The sequence below is a fragment of the Mesorhizobium sp. C089B genome, from assembly GCF_030323125.1.
GTDB lineage: Bacteria > Pseudomonadota > Alphaproteobacteria > Rhizobiales > Rhizobiaceae > Mesorhizobium.
The window spans coordinates 5,835,525-5,849,625 of the sequence record NZ_CP100469.1 but is presented as its reverse complement, the minus strand read 5'-3'; the positions used below and the strand labels follow the sequence as shown (position 1 = coordinate 5,849,625).

Here is a 14,101-nt window from a genome sequence, read left to right as displayed (position 1 = left end):
CAACGCACCATTGCAGTGAGAAATGGAGGTTGCGCGTTCGGATAAGACAATCGCAACCACCCCAATTACCTCAGGAACTGTCTGTAGCCGCCGCCCATCAGGAAGCGGCCACGTTGGATGGCGCGGCGTACCTGATCGCGAAGATGGCCGCCTGGATGACGCCAATCTTCTTCGACACGGCGTCTCCCGAACAAGGCAATGGCGACCTCCTGATGAGATGCTCCCGCGAGCGAGCCATCCAAAGCCTGCAGTACAATACGCAGACGCGCTCCGCGGTGTTCCGGCGGAAAGCAAGCAGCTGACACGCGGCGGCAATCATTGACGTCGTTCAGGAACTGAAGGGCAGCGACATGGAACTTGAGGTGCTGCGGCTGAAGGATTGCGTCGACATATAGCCGCAACGGGCGGAGGACGGACGCACCGGAAACGGCGATCTGCAGACTCCGGCAGTTCTCCCTCAGCAGCACGTGCTGCATGCCCGCAGCTGTCAGCAGGATGTCCTTGCAGCATGAGAGCGATGAAAGGTGAAGCGGTTCAAAATCGTGGTCGAGCCCCAGCGGCTCCGCGGCCGCTCGTAGAATACAGGCGCAATCGCGCGGATCCCAAAAGACCCTCGCCGATGTAGCGTCCGACTGTGGCGCGTCCGCGAAAAAGGAGGCTCCATTGTCTTAGGAAAGCCGATTCTGTCGTCAACTCGATTATCTTCATGTCGGCCTGGGCTCCGACAAAGCAGGCGGAGGGTGCCATTTTGGCGTGGTCGCGCTGGAATTGTGGATTGCGCCGAAGAAACTCCCAGGCCCAGCCAGTCCGTGGCAATCGTCTGGCGTAGTGGTAAGCGTCCTGGCAACGCCAGTCCGGCCAGCATACAACGCCGACCGTCGCTTCCTTGGGCAAACCAGCATCCTTCATGGCACAGGTGTCCACAATGGCGCTATGCTGACGGGCCTAGAACCGGTTGCCACAGTACCGGTCCGCTCAGACGTCCCCTGCTGCGGATTCGCAAAAGGCTCGCGTGGGAAATCTCGAGAAGCCCAGCCACCGCCTCCGTTTTGCCGACGCACTTGGGTTCTCCGATGCGCGACAATGGCCACGTAGCAAGGCGGAGGATCCGCTCCATGCGCGTGTCCGTCACCGTTACGATCCGGGTCAGATCCTTGGCCAAGCCGAACTCGATCATGCCCGCGAAGAGCTCGTAGGTCGCCTGGGCCAGCCCGCCCGCTGCCTTGGGCGCCGACGGAGGAAGATCGAGCGCGAAACGACTGCTCTCCCATATGTCGGTGGTCGAGGGCACGACGTCAGCACCCAGCAGCACCGGGAAGGTGTCGCGCAACATTGTGGGTCCGGTGCTGGGCAGAAGACGCACGCAACCGCGAATTCGCCAGTCGGATCCTTTGAGGAGCAGATAGACAGGCTTGAGAGCATCAAACGGATCGGATTCCATCTGGTCTTCGGTATCAACTTCCCAATCGAGCCTTTCCTTGAAGACCCGAAACCTGAGCCCATGCATCTCTTTGAGTTCGCCTGCAAACTCGTTGTAAAAGTCTGGTGCTATCAGTTGCATCATGGTCGCCTCCATGTGGGATGTGTTCCCGCCATCGAAGGGCAAAGCTGACATCGATGCAGCCTGTAGAGGTTTACAGGTATCGTGGCTGAGAATCAGGATCTCGTCAGGCCGGAGGCAGCCATTCGTGCAACGGCTTGGTTGATCGTTCGAACGCCAAACTTTGCCTTGGCGTTTTCCAGATGAAAGGTCACGGTGCGCTTTGAGACGCCGAGAAGCTGGCTAGTATCCCAAGCCGACTTGCCGCGCGCCGCCCATTTCAGGCACTCGAACTCCCGCGGGGTGAGCGTTACACCATCCACCACGCGATGATCGGCGAGCCTGCGCCGGACATGGATATGAAAGTTGATGGCCACCAGCTGCAATGCTTTTTCGTAACGTGCCAGTGACCGCAACAGAGGCGGACGGGACTCGTCGGAAGCAAAGGTCAGGGCAGCAAACCGGCCGAGATGATCATGCATGGACATCGTCAGGCCGCCGCAGATGCCAAACTCAGCCGCACTCTCTAGAATTTGTTGCTGCGAATTCGGCAGACAGTGCCGAGCGCGATCCACACCCCAATCGAATGTATCCCAGCCTTGCAGCCCGCGCAGGATGACCGGATCGAGACTGTGGTACCGCTGTTGCAGATAACGTGACGTCCAGGATGAAGGATAGTTTGAAATCAATTGGGGGGCGTCGCCGGAGGCTGACGGGTAGGTGAAATAGGCGAATAGCGGGAAGTCGAAGCCGGCTGCAGCGGAGGCCATTGCCTCACAGAGATCGGCAGCATCAACACTTGCAGACAGTTGCTCGACGAAGTTCTCAAACACGCGATGCATGTGTCCTGTGCGTAACCTCCGTAACGCTCAATGCCAGGCAGAGACCTTGTTTTAGATGATCCCGGACGAATACGGCGCGTGCCGAGAACGTGGCTAATCTGTTGAACCAATCCGAAATAGTCTGACGTTGTCTATGAGCCGTGTGCCGCCGAGCCAGGCGGCGGCAAGCAACCGTGCCGGTCGATCGAGGCTTGTTATCGGCTGCAGATCTGCCTCATCGCGGAGTTCCAGGTATTCGACCTCGCGATAGCCTGCAGTCAGAATTGCTGCGCGAGATTCTGCAAGCGTTGGCATGATGGGTGAGCCGCGCTCAAGCCGCTCAGCCGTCTTGAGCAGGACCGATGATAGCTTGGGAGCAACAGCGCGTTCCGCTGGCGAGAGCCGCACATTGCGCGATGATAGCGCAAGACCGTCGGCTTCACGGACTGTCGGACAGGCAACAATGGTGATTGGAATATCGAGATCCCGGGCCATGCGCCTGACCAGGTGAATTTGCTGAAAGTCCTTTTCGCCAAAGAAGCCGAAGTCAGCGCTGGTCTGCAGGAAGAGCTTGGCGACGACGGTCGCCACGCCGTCGAAATGCCCCGGCCGGAATGTACCGCACAGGCCTTCGCTGACACCGCAAACCGAAACGGTGGTGGCGAAGCCCGCCGGATACATCTCCTCTGCATCTGGCGCATAAAGCAGGTGCGCGCCAACCGGTGCCAGTTTGGCGGCATCCTCGTTCTCGGTGCGGGGATACGCGGCAAGATCGGCCTGGCTGTTGAATTGCTTCGGGTTGACGAAGAGCGTCACTATCACACGGTCTGCCTTCTCGAGTGCAGCGCGCACCAGGCTGAGATGGCCCTCATGCAGGACGCCCATCGTTGGCACCAGGGCTATCCTCACACCTTCGCAGCGCCATGCGGCGACGCTTTCGCGAAGCTGGTCAACGCTCCTGACGATCGGCACGCTCACGCTGCTTCTCCGCTCTTGGTGGCGTCCGTGTCGGCGGGCTTGGGCGCATCGGCAAACACGTGCTCTGCGGCGGGAAACTGGCGCTCCTTCACCTCGCGCGCATAGGAAGCGATCGCAGCCGCAGCCGCCTCCCGGAGTTCAGCATAACGCTTGACGAACTTGGGCCGGAAGTCGCCGAAGAGGCCCAGCATGTCGTCGACGACGAGAATCTGGCCGTCACAGGCTGCCGAGGCACCGATGCCAATGGTCGGGGTCGCCACCTCCTTGGTGATCCGGCGGGCGAGCGCCTCAGGAACCTTCTCCAGGACGACCGCAAAGGCGCCCGCTTCGCCCACCGCAATTGCGTCGCGCCTGATGCGCTCGGCATCCCCGCCCCTGCCCTGTACGCGGTAGCCACCGATGGTGTTGATGGCCTGCGGCGTCAATCCGACATGGGCCATGACGGGCACGCCGCGTGCGGCGAGGAAGCCGATCGTCTCTGCCATCGCTTCGCCGCCTTCGAGCTTGACGGCCGTGCAGCCGGTCTCGGCCATGACGCGCGCGGCATTGCGGAAAGCCTGCTCTGGGCTTTCCTCGTAGGAACCGAACGGCAGGTCGACCACCATCAGCGCCTGCTTGATGCCACGGCGCACCGCCTGGCCGTGCGTGATCATCATCTCCAGCGTGACACCGAGCGTCGAGGGCAGGCCGTGGAGAACCATGCCGACGCTGTCGCCGACGAGCACCACATCACAATGGGGATCGACAAGCCGGGCGACTGGGGTGGTGTAGGCGGTAAGGCAGACGAGCGGCGTCCCACCTTTGCGCGAACGAATATCCGGCGGTGTGATCGCCCTGGTGTCACCATAAGCGCTCATGGGACCCTCCTTCCCCTACGTTACCAGCTGCGGCTGTCGCCTTTGGCACATTTTTGTGCAGGTGCGAAGAGCAAAAAAATGGCCATGCAGCTGCGGGGTGTTGACGTGCCAATTGGCACGCTTACATTAAATCGATTAAGGTGCCCCCGAGCTGGCCAAATAATGGACGATCAGGCAATAGGACTCAGGAAACACAGAGCCGCCGGCAAGGCCGACAACGTCAAAGTGGACTTGATCGCCTTTGTGGTCGCCGTAAACGGCAGTCAACCCTGTGTCCTCACCATCGGCCAGGCGGACACCTTGCCCTCCGGTCCCTTTGCGCTTGAGCACCGATCGCTGCAATCCGGCTTGAGGGGTGGGTCGAGCAGCAAACCGGCCATCGGCTGGGGTACATTGAGCAACTCTACACGTTCGCGGATCGGGATCGCATCGGCGCCGAGCGCCAGCAGCGCGTCATCTCCATCAGCTATCTCGCATTGACGCGCAAGGAACAGGCAGCGGGCTCGCCCAAGTGCGGATGGCAGAGTTGGTATGAATATTTTCCATGGGAGGACCACCGCTCCGGCACGCCTGCGGTCGTGCTGGACGTTCTGCGGCCGCGCCTGATCGAATGGGCAAACGGCGTTGGCGATTCGGCCACGCGACGTGAACGCTGGCAGCGGGCGACGATAGCCTTTGGCTTCGACGACCGCCTTTGGAACGAGGAACTCACGCTTCAACGCTATGAGTTAGTCTACGAAGCAGGCCTGGTCCAAGAGGCCGTAAGAGGGCGGGACGCAGGACCCCCGCCGCTGGTGCCCAGCAAGTCCATGGTCGCCGATCATCGCCGCATCGTGGCGACCGGCATTGCGCGGCTGCGCTCCAAGATCAAATACCGCCCAGTCGTCTTTGAGCTGATGCCGCCGGTCTTCACGCTTTTGCAGCTGCAGCGAACCGTGGAGGCGCTCGCCGGCAGGCTCATCCACAAGCCGAACTTTCGCCGACTGATCGAACAGCAGGAGCTGGTCGAGGAGACCGGAGAGGCCACCACTGAGACCGGCGGCCGGCCAGCGAAGCTTTTCCGTTTCCGCCACGCCGTTCTCGACGATAGGCTCATCGCCGGGACAAAATTGCCGCTGGCGCGGGGTTGACATCCCTTATACTCACAGCAAGTATATGCTGGTTATTTTCAGTTAGAGTATAAGCGGGAGGGGGTCTATGGGCGCCATGCTGCCTACGGCCGCGTTGCTCTACGAGCGCGTCCGACGAGTGATCCCGCCGATCGAATGGCCGGCTTTCGCCGAGGATATCGAGGCGATCCTTGCGCTGAAGCGCGAGCGCAACGCGATCATCCTGGCGCACAACTATCAGACGCCAGAGATCTTCCACTGCGTGGCCGACATCGTCGGCGACAGCTTGGCACTAGCCCGCACGGCTGCGACGGTCGAGGCGCAAGTCATCGTGCTGGCCGGCGTCCATTTCATGGCCGAAACGGCCAAGCTCCTTAATCCGGGCAAGACCGTGCTCATTCCGGATCTCAGCGCCGGTTGCTCGTTGGCGGACTCAATCACGGCAGAAGACGTGCGCTTGATGCGCCAGCGTTATCCCGGCGTTCCGATCATCACTTATGTAAATACGTCCGCCGAAGTGAAGGCCGAGTCGGATATCTGCTGTACATCCGGCAACGCCAAGGCGGTCGTCGAATCCCTTGGGGTTCCCCGGGTGATCATGTTGCCGGACGAATATCTGGCCCAGAATATCGCCGCCCAGACAGATGTGCAGATCATCGCCTGGAAAGGGCGTTGCGAGGTGCATGAGCGCTTTACACCGGCCGACATCCGCGAGTTGCGCGAAGGCCATCCCGGCGTGGTCGTGCTCGCCCATCCCGAATGCCCGCCCGACGTCGTGGCTGAAGCAGATTTTTCCGGCTCGACGGCTGCCATGTCCGACTATGTCGAAAGGCAAAGGCCGCCACGTGTCGTGCTGATGACGGAATGCTCAATGAGCGACAACGTCGCGTTAGCGCACCCAGAGGTCGAGTTCATCCGGCCCTGCAATTTGTGCCCGCATATGAAGCGGATCACGCTTGCCAACATCCGCACGGCGCTCGAGCAGAACCACCATGTCGTAGCCGTCGAACCCGGGATCGCCGGGCGCGCGCGGCTAGCGGTCGAACGGATGCTGGCAGTTTGAGCGCCGACCTCCGCAGCTTCTTCGGGCGGCCCATCATCATCGGCGGCGGCATCGCCGGACTGATGACCGCGCTTCAACTGTCGCCGGAGCCGGTGCTTCTTCTGTCAAGGTCGCTGCTGGGAGCTGACAACTCGAGCACCTGGGCCCAGGGGGCCTGGCTGCAAGTTTCGGCGAAGACGACGATCCGGCAATGCACCTGGCCGATACGGTTGCCGCCGGGGATGGTCTCTGCGACAGAGCCGTGGCGAGCCGCATCCTCCAAGCCGCGCCCAAGGCCATAGAGGGGCTTGCGGGCTTTGGGGTTCGCTTTGACCGCACGCCGGAAGGATCACTGTGCCTCGGATTGGAGGCCGCACACAGCCGACGTCGCATCGTTCATGCGCATGGGGACGGCACCGGGCGTGAGATCATGCGTGCGCTGATCGCGGCTGTGCGTTCCACTCCGTCGATAGTTGTCGTGGAGGGCGTGGAAGCGCGCCGGCTCGCCGTGCGAGAGAATGCGATCCGAGGCGTCTGGGCGAGCTGTTCGATCGCACCTTTCTTCTTCGGCTCACGGCGGGTCGTCCTCGCCACCGGTGGCATCGGGGGACTGTTTCTCGACACCACGAACCCTTGGGGCAGTTGCGGACAAGGCCTTGCGCTTGCGGCCCGCGCTGGAGCTGTCCTAGCCGACCTCGAATTCATCCAGTTCCACCCGACCGCCCTTGACGGCCCAGAACGCCCTATGGCGCTGGTCAGCGAGGCTGTGCGAGGCGAAGGTGCTGCCCTGATCGATGAAACCGGCCAGGCTTTTCTCCAGAGCGTGCCAGGGGCGGAACTTGCGCCTCGCGATGTCTTGGCCCGCGCCGTGTGGAACCATCTTGCGGACGGCCACCATGTTTTTCTCGATGCCCGACAACGGCCAGGCCCAGCATTCGCTCGACATTTCCCGACAATCGCATCAGCCTGCCTTGGAGCGGGCATCAATCCCGCGCGCGATCTCATCCCCATTCGTCCGGCCCAACACTACCACATGGGTGGCGTTGCCGTGGACTGCTCGGGCAGGACCTCCGTCAAGGGGCTGTGGGCCTGCGGCGAAGTCGCTTCGACAGGACTGCATGGCGCCAACAGGCTCGCCAGCAATTCCTTGACCGAGGCAATCGTGTGCGCCCGCTGGGTCGCTGAAAGCGTCGCCGGAACGCCTGCGCGCAGAACAAGGCCTGCGTTTGCGAACGTTTACCCACCGCCCGCTCCGATAGCCGTGCGCGTTTTTCTGTCGCGCGCACTCGGCATCGTCCGGGATGGTCAAGGGTTGAAAGCAGCCGCGCGTGCCTTATTGCCGCTCGCCGAAAGCAAGGATGCGGTCTCGGATCCGGCGGCTGTCGGGCTAATGATTGCTGTTGCCGCCTTGTTGCGCGAAGAAAGCCGCGGCGCTCATTACCGGACAGATTTTCCTCATCATGCGACTGCCGCCCGACGGTCCGAAATCACGCTCGAAGCCGCCTTGGCGGCTGCGCGGGAACTCGGACACTCGCCAAGCTCCGAAGGTGCAAAGCGATGATGCTCTCACCGCTCCCCACGGTCCTGCTTGAGCCGCTTGTCCGGGCATCTCTTCTTGAAGACCTTGGCAGAGCCGGCGACTTGACCACGGACGCCATCGTCCCGAAGGAATACCAAGCGGGAACCGTGTTGGTGGCGCGACAGTCCGGAGTTGTCGCCGGCATCGATCTGGCGATGCTCGCTTTCGGCATGATTGATCCTGGTGTCGAAATCTCCGTGGAGCGGGCAGACGGCTGCAATGTCGTGGATGGAGAGGTCATTGCATCAGTGGTTGGCCCGGCCCGAGCCATTCTCACAGCGGAAAGGACGGCACTCAATTTTTTGTGCCATCTGAGCGGCATCGCCACAGCAACGGCATCGATCGTCGCTGCGGTTCGTGGATATGGCGCGAAGATCGTCTGCACCCGCAAGACAACGCCCGGATTGCGGGCAGTCGAAAAGTATGCCGTGCGCGCAGGTGGCGGGTCCAATCACCGCTTCGGCCTGGACGATGCAATTTTGATCAAGGACAACCACATCGCCATCGCAGGCGGCGTCCGGCCAGCGCTCGAGCGAGCACGAAGAGCGGCCGGTCATCTCGTCAAGATCGAAGTCGAAGTCGATACTCTGGCCCAGCTGGAGGAGGTACTTGGCTTCGCTCCCGATGCGGTTCTGCTCGACAACATGTCCCTCCCCGATCTTCGCCGCGCCGTCGCAATGGTCGGTGGCCGCGCTATCACCGAGGCTTCTGGCGGGATCACGTCGCATACAGCGCGAGCGGTTGCCGCGACCGGCGTTGATCTGATTTCGGTCGGCCGACTCATCCACAGCGCGCCGATCCTGGATATCGGCCTCGACCATCGGGGCTCATGATTGTCAGAGTAACGAACAGGATTGGGTCAACTGTCCTTTCCGATCATCATAGTCAGATAGCAAAGACCCGCAAGACAGACCGGAGGAACAGCATGGAGATGCAAACGGCAAGTTCAACGCAGACATCGCCGCACGCTCAATCGCCTGACCCGCCTGACGCTGGAGCGTGGACCCTGGAAAAGGCTCAGGCACTTTACCATGCCCCCTTCAACAATCTCCTCTTCCTGGCGCAGACCGTGCACCGCCAGAATTTCGATCCAAACAAGGTCCAGCTCAGCCGGCTGCTCAGCATCAAGACCGGAGGATGCCCGGAGGATTGTGGCTATTGCAGCCAGTCGGCGCGTCACGAAACCGGGTTGGAGGCGTCCAAGCTGATGGATGTCAGGCGCGTCATCGCCGAAGCGACCAAGGCGCGTGATGCCGGCGCCACCCGTTATTGCATGGGCGCGGCCTGGCGAAACCCCAAGGCGCGCGACATGGATGCGGTGGTGGCGATGGTCGAAGGCGTCAAGGCGCTGGGCCTGGAGACCTGCATGACACTCGGCATGCTCGATCTTGAGCAAGCCGCTCGACTGAAGCAGGCGGGTCTCGACTACTACAACCACAACATCGATACGTCAGAACGCTACTATAGCGAGATCATCGGTACGCGGAGCTTTGCCGAGCGGCTCGAGACGCTCGAGCACGTTCGCAAATCCGGCATCAAGGTCTGCTGTGGAGGCATTGTCGGCATGGGCGAGGAGCCGGTGGACCGGATCGACATGCTGGTGACGCTGGCCAATCTCCCGGAACATCCGCAAAGCGTTCCGATCAACATGCTGATCCCGATCGCCGGTACGCCGCTTGCAGACGCCAAGCCCATTGAGCCGATCGAATTCGTGCGCGTGATCGCGCTGGCGCGCATCATGATGCCGAAATCGCATGTCCGTCTGTCCGCCGGCCGCACCGCGATGACCGACGAGATGCAGGCGCTGTGCTTTTTTGCCGGCGCCAACTCAATCTTCGTCGGCGACACGCTGCTGACGGCGGACAATCCAGGTGAGGACAAGGATACCCTGCTGTTCCGGCGCCTTGGCATCGATCCGATGGAACTCGAGGCGCAATGAACGGGGCGCCGCTTGCCCGTTATGATGCGACCTTGCAGGGCCTAGCGCGCAAGGACCGGCTGCGGACGCTTTCGCCCCGCGCCGGGCTGGACTTTTCGTCGAACGACTATCTCGGGCTGGCCGCGTCCAGAAGACTTGGCGATGCGGTTGTGGCGGCGATTGTGCGGGGCACGCCGGTTGGCGCCACCGGGTCGCGGCTGTTGCGCGGCAATGCACCGGAACACGAGCAGCTCGAGGCAGACGCGGCGGCATTCTTTGGAGCCGACCGCGCGCTGTTCTTCGGCAGCGGCTACATCGCCAACTTCGCTCTGCTGAGCGCCCTGCCGCAGAAGGGCGATCTTTTGGTTCTCGATGAGCTCGCCCATGCCAGCATGCATGAGGGTGCGCAGGCCGGGCGCGCACAGTTCGTGCTGGCCGCGCACAACGACGCCACCGCTGTCGAGGATGCGATTACACGTTGGCGCATCGCAGGCGGCATGGGATGCGTCTGGATCGCGGTGGAAAGCCTTTACAGCATGGATGGCGACTGCGCGCCTTTGGAGAGCCTGGTCGCGCTTGCCGATCGGCACGGCGCATTCATCGTCATTGATGAGGCGCATGCCACCGGCGTCTGGGGACCGGACGGCCGGGGGCTTGCCGCCGCTTTCGAGGGCCGCGACAACATCATAGCGCTCCACACCTGCGGCAAGGCGCTCGGCGCATCTGGTGGGCTCGTGACCGGGCCGAGGGCACTGTGCGAATATCTGATCAACCGTTGCCGGCCATTCATCTACGCGACCGCGCCATCGCCACTGATGGCGGTCGTGGCGCGCGAGGCACTCGCAATGCTCGCCGACGAGCCTATGCGGCGTGTTCAGCTGCATGAACGCGTCGCCAGCGCCGGCCGGTTGGTCAATCGCTGGGGTGTGACACCAAGTGGCTCTCAGATCCAGCCCTTAGTAATCGGCGATGTCAGGCGCACCATGGCAGTGGCGGCGCGCCTGCAGGCCCGCGGCTTCGACATACACGGCGTTCGTCCTCCGACCGTGCCCGAGGGCACGTCGCGGCTGCGCATCTCACTGACGCTCAATATTGGCGAAGCCGACATTTCCGCCATGGTCGAGGCGCTGGTCGAGGTGTTGGCCCAAACATCACCGGAGGCGATATGACCCAACGCATCGTCATCACCGGAACGGATACCGGAGTTGGCAAGACCGTGTTTGCGGCTGGGCTCGCCGGTTTGCTGGACGGCTTTTACTGGAAACCGGTGCAATCGGGCCTCGACGGCGAGACCGACAGCGAGGTTGTCGCGCGGCTTGCCGGCTTGCCCTCAGAGCGCGTGCTGCCGGAAGCCTACCGCTTGCGGAGCCCGCTGTCGCCGCATCGTTCGGCCGAGATCGACGGCGTGGCGATCAAGGCTGCCGATCTTGCTTTTCCCGTCCTACCGACGCCGCTCGTCATCGAAGGCTCCGGCGGCCTAATGGTGCCGCTCAACCGGCGCACAAGGTTAATCGACATCTTCGCTGAATGGCGGCTCCCCGTTATTCTGTGCGCCCGCACCACACTCGGCACCATCAACCACACCTTGCTATCGGTCGAGGCGCTCCGCGCCCGCTCCATCCCGTTGGCGGGCATCGCTTTCATCGGCGATGAGATGGCCGATACGCAACGGACCATCGTGGAATTCAGCGGTGCCCCGCAGCTCGGCAGGCTGCCGCACCTCGATGTGCTGACGGGCAAAACACTGAGGGACGCAATGGTTGCCGGCTTCGCCTTCGCCTCGATTACTGGAGGTGACTGATGTCGCAGTCTCATGTGTGGCATCCCTTCACCCAGCACGCACTCGAGCCTGCGATCCCAGAAATCGTCCTGACTGAGGGCGCCTATCTCCACAGGGCCGACGGCGCCCGCATCCTGGACGCCATCTCCTCCTGGTGGGTCGTCACACATGGCCACCGCCATCCCCGCATCATGAAGGCAATCGAGACAACCGCGTCGAGCCTCGACCAGATTATCTTTGCGGGCTTCACGCACGAGCCGGCAGAGCGCTTGGCCAAGGCGCTTGTCGGCCTCGCTCCCGCTGGACTCGACTGGGTGTTCTATTCCGACAGTGGCTCGACCTCAGTCGAAGTCGCGCTGAAGATGGCGCTCGGTTATTTCCGCAACATCGGCGCGCCGCGCTCGCGCATCGTCGTCATGGAGCACAGCTATCATGGTGACACGATTGGAACGATGAGCGTCGGTGCGCGTGGCGTGTTCAACGCCGCCTATGAACCCTTGCTGTTCGAGGTCGACATCATCCCCTTTCCGGCCGCGGGGCACGAGCAGGAGACGCTGGATCGTTTCGAGGCTGTGACCCGCGATCGACGAGCCGCAGCCTTGATCGTCGAGCCGCTGGTGCTGGGCGCCGGCGGCATGCTGATGTATCCAGGATCGGTTCTGGCCGAATTGAAGAAGATCACTGAGGCCTCCGGCTCGCTGCTGATCGCCGACGAGGTGATGACCGGCTGGGGACGCACCGGAACCATGTTCGCCTGCGAGCAGGCATCGATTTCTCCAGATATCCTGTGCACCTCCAAAGGCTTGACCGGCGGCACCATCCCGCTGGCCGTAACGCTTGTCACCGATGCCATCTTCCGGGCGCACTATTCCGAGGACCGGAAGAAGACGTTTTTCCATTCGAGCTCCTACACCGCCAATCCGATTGCCTGTGCGGCAGCACTCGCCGATGTCGAGATCTGGCGCGACGAGCCAGTGGCCGGGCGGATCACGGCCTTGAGCGTGATGCAGGCCGTCGGGCTGCAACGCTTTCGGGACAATCCATATTTTGCCGACTGTCGAGCCACGGGAACGATCGCGGCGCTCGACCTGCGAACCGGTTCAGCAGGTTATCTCGCCGAGATTGGTCCGAAGCTGCGCGCTTTCTTCCTCGAGCGCGGCCTACTTGTGCGCCCGCTCGGCAATGTCCTCTACCTTCTGCCACCCTATTGCATCGCAGACGACGAGCTCGAACGAGTCTATGACGCCATCGAGGAGGCCGGGGAACGCTTCGGGTCAAGGCCATGAGCAAGTCGTCGCGCATTCTCGGACTTGGCCATCACGTGCCTGGGCGCAAGGTGGCCAATGCCGAGATCGAGAGCAATCTCGGCCTCGAGCCGGGCTGGATCGAAAGGCGTACCGGAATCCGTTCGCGCTTCTGGGCAACGGACGAAGACACGCTGTCGGGTCTTGCCACCCGGGCTGGCGACATGGCGCTGGTGAACGCCGGTATTGCGCGCCACGACATCGGTCTGCTGTTGCTTGCCACCTCGACGCCCGACCATCTTCTGCCGCCAAGCGCGCCGCTGGTCGCACACAAGCTTGGCCTTGGCCGCGCAGGCGCGGTCGATCTGACCGGCGCCTGCGCCGGCTTCATCTATGCGCTCATGTTTGCGGACGGGTTCACCCGCCTGCATGGCAAACCAGCGCTGGTCATCGCCGCCAACATCCTCAGCCGCCGCATCAATCCAGCCGAGCGCGCGAGCTCAGTCTTGTTCGCCGATGCCGCCGGCGCCCTGGTGATCGGTCAGTGCGATGATGCTGATCGGGGCATTCTCGGTGCCTCGGTGGCTTCGGACGGCTCGCGCTACGGGCTGATCCAGATTCCCGCAGAGGAAGCAACACGCCGTTCCATGGCGACCTCGACCTCGGGCAGACCCGGATGACGATGACCGACGGGCCCGAAGTGTTCGCAAAAGCCGTCGAGATGATGACCGATTGCTCGACAGCCGCGCTAGCCACTGCGGGAGTGCGGCCACACAATGTCGGCCGGTTTGTGCCGCATCAGGCCAATACTCGGATTTTCGGCGCGGTCGGAAGAAACCTCGGCATTGCTGACCAAGCAATTGTCAAGACGATTGCCGAATACGGCAACTCTTCGGCCGCGACGGTCCCGCTGTCGCTCTCGCTCGCCAACCAGATGAAGCCATTCCAGCCAGGAGAGAAAATCCTTCTGGCGGCGGCCGGTGCGGGTCTCAGCGGCGGCGCTCTCGTGGTTGGAATCTAGTCGGCCGGCTCACGCGCGCAGGACTGGTCATGAATGGCAATAGGTGCAACAGAACCAATGCCAAAATGGCCTTCTGAAGCTCGACATGACCAAGCTGACGCAGCACGACCCGTGCGAGCCTCTGGATGAGTTCAAATGCAACACCCGTTGCACCAACCGTACCATCTGAATAAAACTCAATTACAAAGGGTGAGCCGCCCCATATATGTCGG

12 protein-coding genes and 3 pseudogenes are annotated in these 14,101 nt (G+C 62.2%); 9 read left to right on the top strand and 6 right to left on the bottom strand.

Translation table 11 applies throughout. The annotated features are described in order from the left end of the window. Positions 1-65: 65 nt before the first annotated feature. The 6 genes from NLY44_RS28660 to panB form a co-directional block, all read right to left on the bottom strand. Positions 66-476 carry a DUF2285 domain-containing protein gene (locus NLY44_RS28660; protein WP_023807050.1) on the bottom strand — a complete coding sequence of 137 codons (411 nt, stop codon included), beginning with the start codon at positions 474-476 and terminating at the stop codon, positions 66-68. Between the two features lie 58 nt (positions 477-534). Then, positions 535-909, bottom strand: a complete 375-nt coding sequence (locus NLY44_RS33095; protein ID WP_352627105.1) for a transcriptional regulator domain-containing protein — start codon at positions 907-909, stop codon at positions 535-537. A 22-nt stretch (positions 910-931) separates the two neighbouring features. After that, positions 932-1,564, bottom strand: coding sequence for an acyl-homoserine-lactone synthase (locus NLY44_RS28655; RefSeq protein ID WP_031356311.1), 633 nt, complete (start codon positions 1,562-1,564; stop codon positions 932-934). 92 nt (positions 1,565-1,656) lie between these two features. Beyond that, positions 1,657-2,382, bottom strand: a complete 726-nt coding sequence (locus tag NLY44_RS28650; RefSeq protein WP_286456140.1) for a LuxR family transcriptional regulator — start codon at positions 2,380-2,382, stop codon at positions 1,657-1,659. 93 nt (positions 2,383-2,475) lie between these two features. Then, on the bottom strand, positions 2,476-3,339 hold the full coding sequence (panC, locus tag NLY44_RS28645; protein ID WP_023808077.1) for a pantoate--beta-alanine ligase: 864 nt from the start codon (positions 3,337-3,339) through the stop codon (positions 2,476-2,478). Beyond that, positions 3,336-4,196: a 3-methyl-2-oxobutanoate hydroxymethyltransferase gene (gene panB, locus NLY44_RS28640; protein ID WP_023707031.1), complete on the bottom strand. Its 861-nt coding sequence runs from the start codon at positions 4,194-4,196 to the stop codon at positions 3,336-3,338. Before panB ends, panC begins: the two co-directional genes overlap by 4 nt. A 162-nt stretch (positions 4,197-4,358) precedes the next feature. Between panB and NLY44_RS28635 the strand changes: the two are divergent. From NLY44_RS28635 to bioZ, 9 genes and pseudogenes are all read left to right on the top strand, one after another. Further along, positions 4,359-5,326 (top strand): annotated as a pseudogene (locus tag NLY44_RS28635) (NUDIX hydrolase). Positions 5,327-5,393: 67 nt separating this feature from the next. Beyond that, positions 5,394-6,368, top strand: a complete 975-nt coding sequence (gene nadA, locus NLY44_RS28630; protein WP_023807055.1) for a quinolinate synthase NadA — start codon at positions 5,394-5,396, stop codon at positions 6,366-6,368. Then, a pseudogene (locus tag NLY44_RS28625) lies at positions 6,365-7,908 on the top strand (L-aspartate oxidase). Before nadA ends, NLY44_RS28625 begins: the two are co-directional and overlap by 4 nt. Then, complete coding sequence (nadC, locus tag NLY44_RS28620) at positions 7,905-8,759, top strand: carboxylating nicotinate-nucleotide diphosphorylase (RefSeq protein ID WP_023807057.1); 855 nt, start codon at positions 7,905-7,907, stop codon at positions 8,757-8,759. Before NLY44_RS28625 ends, nadC begins: the two are co-directional and overlap by 4 nt. Positions 8,760-8,851: 92 nt before the next feature. Beyond that, positions 8,852-9,865, top strand: a complete 1,014-nt coding sequence (gene bioB / locus NLY44_RS28615) for a biotin synthase BioB (RefSeq protein ID WP_031198738.1) — start codon at positions 8,852-8,854, stop codon at positions 9,863-9,865. Further along, entirely contained in the window at positions 9,862-11,013 is a 1,152-nt protein-coding gene (locus tag NLY44_RS28610; RefSeq protein WP_023807059.1) for an 8-amino-7-oxononanoate synthase, read from the top strand. The genes bioB and NLY44_RS28610 overlap by 4 nt, the downstream gene beginning before the upstream one ends. After that, positions 11,010-11,645: a dethiobiotin synthase gene (bioD, locus tag NLY44_RS28605; RefSeq protein ID WP_023673640.1), complete on the top strand. Its 636-nt coding sequence runs from the start codon at positions 11,010-11,012 to the stop codon at positions 11,643-11,645. Before NLY44_RS28610 ends, bioD begins: the two co-directional genes overlap by 4 nt. Further along, positions 11,645-12,910 (top strand): adenosylmethionine--8-amino-7-oxononanoate transaminase, encoded by a 1,266-nt coding sequence (locus NLY44_RS28600; RefSeq protein ID WP_023807060.1) that lies wholly within the window; start codon positions 11,645-11,647, stop codon positions 12,908-12,910. Before bioD ends, NLY44_RS28600 begins: the two co-directional genes overlap by 1 nt. Further along, positions 12,907-13,889 (top strand): annotated as a pseudogene (gene bioZ, locus NLY44_RS28595) (3-oxopimeloyl-[acyl-carrier-protein] synthase BioZ). Before NLY44_RS28600 ends, bioZ begins: the two are co-directional and overlap by 4 nt. The last annotated feature ends 212 nt before the right edge of the window (positions 13,890-14,101 follow it).